Source organism: Henriciella sp., from assembly GCF_049649345.1.
Lineage (GTDB): Bacteria > Pseudomonadota > Alphaproteobacteria > Caulobacterales > Hyphomonadaceae > Henriciella.
The window spans coordinates 1-3,727 of the sequence record NZ_JBARZC010000292.1 but is presented as its reverse complement, the minus strand read 5'-3'; the positions used below and the strand labels follow the sequence as shown (position 1 = coordinate 3,727).

At 57.9% G+C, this 3,727-nt stretch carries 4 protein-coding genes; 1 reads left to right on the top strand and 3 read right to left on the bottom strand.

Going from position 1 to position 3,727, the window contains the following annotated elements; all coding sequences use genetic code 11:
• Positions 1–284 precede the first annotated feature (284 nt).
• On the bottom strand, positions 285–941 hold the full coding sequence (locus WA989_RS07675) for a hypothetical protein (protein WP_424339914.1): 657 nt from the start codon (positions 939–941) through the stop codon (positions 285–287).
• 854 nt (positions 942–1,795) lie between these two features.
• Here WA989_RS07675 and WA989_RS07670 point away from each other — a divergent pair.
• On the top strand, positions 1,796–2,179 hold the full coding sequence (locus tag WA989_RS07670; protein WP_424339913.1) for a helix-turn-helix domain-containing protein: 384 nt from the start codon (positions 1,796–1,798) through the stop codon (positions 2,177–2,179).
• Here the strand turns inward: WA989_RS07670 and WA989_RS07665 are convergent.
• Both WA989_RS07665 and WA989_RS07660 read right to left on the bottom strand, forming a co-directional pair.
• Entirely contained in the window at positions 2,142–2,567 is a 426-nt protein-coding gene (locus WA989_RS07665) for a SufE family protein (RefSeq protein ID WP_424339912.1), read from the bottom strand. The two genes, WA989_RS07670 and WA989_RS07665, sit on opposite strands and share 38 nt — an antisense overlap.
• Before the next feature lie 88 nt (positions 2,568–2,655).
• Positions 2,656–3,678: a hypothetical protein gene (locus WA989_RS07660; protein WP_424339911.1), complete on the bottom strand. Its 1,023-nt coding sequence runs from the start codon at positions 3,676–3,678 to the stop codon at positions 2,656–2,658.
• Positions 3,679–3,727: the final 49 nt, after the last annotated feature.

Sequence of the window (3,727 nt, the reverse complement as noted above, 5' to 3'; positions counted from 1 at the left end):
GGCGCGAGCGCCATGCCTGGCTGCGCCTGCCGCTCGCCTCGGGCGACCCGGATGTCTCGCTCATCCTCTGCCATGACGTGATCCTCACCGGCAATCTGCCGGAAGAAACCGATCCACATCACCTGTTTTCCAACGGCCGGCACAGCCTCGCCGCCTAATCCATCAGGGATTGATTTCCTGAATTAGGAAAAATATCCTAATTCTATCGACGGCAAAGCTTCCTGATTCGACTACTAATCGCGACGACAGGCCGGAGAAAGAGATTGAAATTACGCCTGAGATGATCAGCGCGGCCGCCTACGCTTATCGCGTAACATTCTCGAATGATTCCGAGGGTCCTGAGCGTCATCGTGAAATTGCTGAAGCTCTTTTGCGCGCTGCGCTCGACGTGAACGCTCCTCATTCACATCGGTCTGGATCGTCTTAGTGAGTGCGTTCAAACGATCAAACCAAGGATCAAAGTCTTCATGATGAACCTCGTTAGCCAAAAGGAACGCAAGTCCATGTTCGTCAGAGCGACTGAGAAAAACCTTGCGCTTAGTGACGGGGTCATCGTCCAGGATAAGCGTGAACCATCGACCGTGAACCAATTGATTTCGCTCCACCGCGATGTCGCCGTACTCTTTCAGCAGTGCATCATATTCCTCAGAAAGATTCTGATTGACGGCAGCCTTTTGCAACAAATCGCGCATTACGTCTCGCTTGGTGGAGGGGTTGCGTATAGACCTCAACACGTATCCAGCGGTCGTGTGATCATGGCCGCCCAAAAGAACAGCCAGCGTCGTGGCCATATGGGCCTCAAGCTCTTCGAAAGTGGTGACAAACTTTGCGAATTTGGCACCGATTTGTTTTTCAACAATTCCCGCCGCATAGTTGCCGTCGGGCATATCGCTGAACGCATCGGGTAATTCGTGACGCTTGATTTTAGGACGTGTATTCATGACCTACTCCAACGACGATAAGTTCAACGACACCCTCAAGCGGCTAATGGAGTCAGATCCAAAGCCTCAAGAGGAAGTGAAAGACGAAGCCAGAAGCGCGAGGCTGGGCGGCGGCGGAAGATGGGGCCAGTCGACCCAATAAAGCGGCGCTATCGTTCTCGAAAAATGGAGACTTTCAAGAACTTGATGCTATCACTGCCGAATCCGCGCAATAATGACGAGAACGACGACCGGGGATCATCTGCTACGAATTCCCCCGGTCGCCGCCCGAAGCTTAGGTCAAAGACCTAGCGCTTCTTGCATGGGGCCGGTTTCGAACGGCGGTGAGGTTTCACCCCAACCGTCTTCGGACCCGGCTTCTTGCCGGTGCGCACTTGGCGCACCTTCTTGGTGCATCCGGACATGCAATCACCTCCTTTCTTGGGCAGTGGCCCCCCGTTGGGCGTACACAAGCGGAAGGGAATCACTTTCCGGGTGCGAAGACATTATGAGATTGATTTGATCTTTGAGTCGAATCGCCTGCCACTAATACAGCTTTGAGCGCTTTTGCCATTAGCTCTGATTCGCTTTCAATAGCGCATGAAGGCTCTGGTCTTCTGCTTAGTCGAGCGCGGCATTACCGGACAGCAGATAGCTCAGGCGCTCGCGTGTCGCGTCCTTGAGAAGCTAGTCTTGATGCCTATCACTATCGATACCTAGGTGATCGCAACGGAGATTGCGTCTGTTTCCCTCCAGCAATCCCGCCCATCCCCTCCACCCTATCCGCAAGGGATTGATTTCCTGAATTAGGAAAAATATCCTACACCCTGTCCGCGGCCCTAATCTGGGGTTCAACGGATTATGGGAGTTGGATGATGAGTTTTTCAAAGCGGTTCCAGGACGAGCATCAGGTGCGTCTCGCAGCAGGCCTGACAGGCTTTGCCCTGATGATCCCGGCCGAGCAGATCCTGTCTGTGAACAAGCGCGACCACAGGATTGCGCGGGCCCGGCAGGTCGCGATGTACCTCGCGCATGTCGCCCTCGGCATGAGCCTGTCACGGATTGCCAATGCGCTGGGGCGCGACCGCTCGACGGTCGCCTATGGCTGTCACAGGATCGAGGATTTTCGCGACGATCCGGCGATCGATGAATGGCTGGACGGGCTGGAAGAGCAGCTGCGCAATGCAGCCGATCTCAGTTCCTGGCGCGGCGGCGTGGTGCCTAGCCCCCGGTCGTTTGAGCGGATGCAACTGTCCTGATGCGCTCGAGCATCGAGGCGAGCCCGTTGGAGCGCTGGGCAGAGAGGGCGCCTGTGACGCCGATGTCTTCCAGGAAGGCCGGTGTGTCGAAGGCGAGAATCTCCTCGCGCGGCGCGCCGGAGAACAGGCGGATCAGGAGAGCGATCAGGCCGGAAACGATCATCGCATCGGATTCAGCCCTGATCTCCAGAGTGTCATCCTCCTGCTCGCTGATCACCATCCAGACCTGCGACGCGCAGCCGCGCACGCGGGTCGCTTCAGTGCGCTCGTCCGGGGCGAGGGCAGGGTTCGCCTTTCCGAGATCGATGATGTGCGCATAGCGCGTTTCCCAGTCATCGAGAAAATCGAACTCGGCGCGGATGTCATTGGCTTGGGTCTCAACACTCATGCCAGCCATTTGGGGTATTGCGAGGCAAAAGAAAACCCCGGCAACCGCGATGGGCTGCCGGGGCAAGAGATTGAAAGTAGGTAGATTGTTACTGGCTAACCTTGCTAATGCAACGGCCAACATCAGCCAGAGCATGTTCGCCGATGCAGAAAGGCACCTCGAAATGCTGGTGAGCGGCGGCGACGCATTGCTGCAGGTTAAGCTGGGCCATGTTGAGGCAACCGGCTGTCTGCTTCTCTGTCATGGCGCGCTGCATCGGAGCGGCGGCAGAGCCTTCCGAGCCGATGATGCGATAGGCTGCGAGGGTTGCGATCTGGTCGGCGATCGGCTCCTTGCCAGCCGCGACGCGCTTGTTGGAGATGCCGAGCGCGCTTTTCATGTCAGGCACGCGGATCGCGGAGGCGGCGCTGGAGACACTTTCCCACACGGATGGAGCGCCATTGGCACCGGCGGATACGAGGACACTGTCAATGCCGGGAGCCGTGAAGGCGGTGACCAGGTCAGAGCGTGCCGGGCGGCCACGGAGAGACTGGGCTCGCAGGCTCGTCGCGATTGCGCGTGAGTCGCCGACCTTGCCCTTGGCCCAGCCAGAGCCATGCAGCGAATAGGCCTGTTCCTTGACGAAGGCGGCTGTCGAGGTCAGCCGCTTGGAGTCGGCGTCACCGGCGACCATGGCGGAATTGACCGCGCTGTTGCCGCCATTCAGGGAGCGGGCATAGCGCACATCGTTCTGAAGGCCGCGGACGAAAACGTCCTTGCCGTAGAAGCCTTCAATATCGCGCACAGCGGCGCGGAATTCAGGGTTTTGCGAGGCGACGAGGGCAGAATAGGCCATCCAGCCGCGGGTCAGCTGTTCGGAGTTCTGGCTGCCAAGATTGCTGAGCGCGCTCTGGATGTCATTGGCGCTCTTGAACGAGTTCTGCTTGATGTCGGTGACATCGCCATGGAACGTCGCATAGACGGCCGCGGCCGAAGAGAGCGGATCGGGTGCCGTGGCAGCCGAATCTGCCGCTGCATTCTGGACTTCAGGGGCAGATTCTGTCTGCGCCGACGCGGAAAACGCTAGCGCCAAAGCGCCTATCGTTGCCGCGTGGATTCTTTTGAATTTCATCGTCAGTCTCCCTCGCACTTGCTGATCGAATGGTGGCCTATCTTTCCGG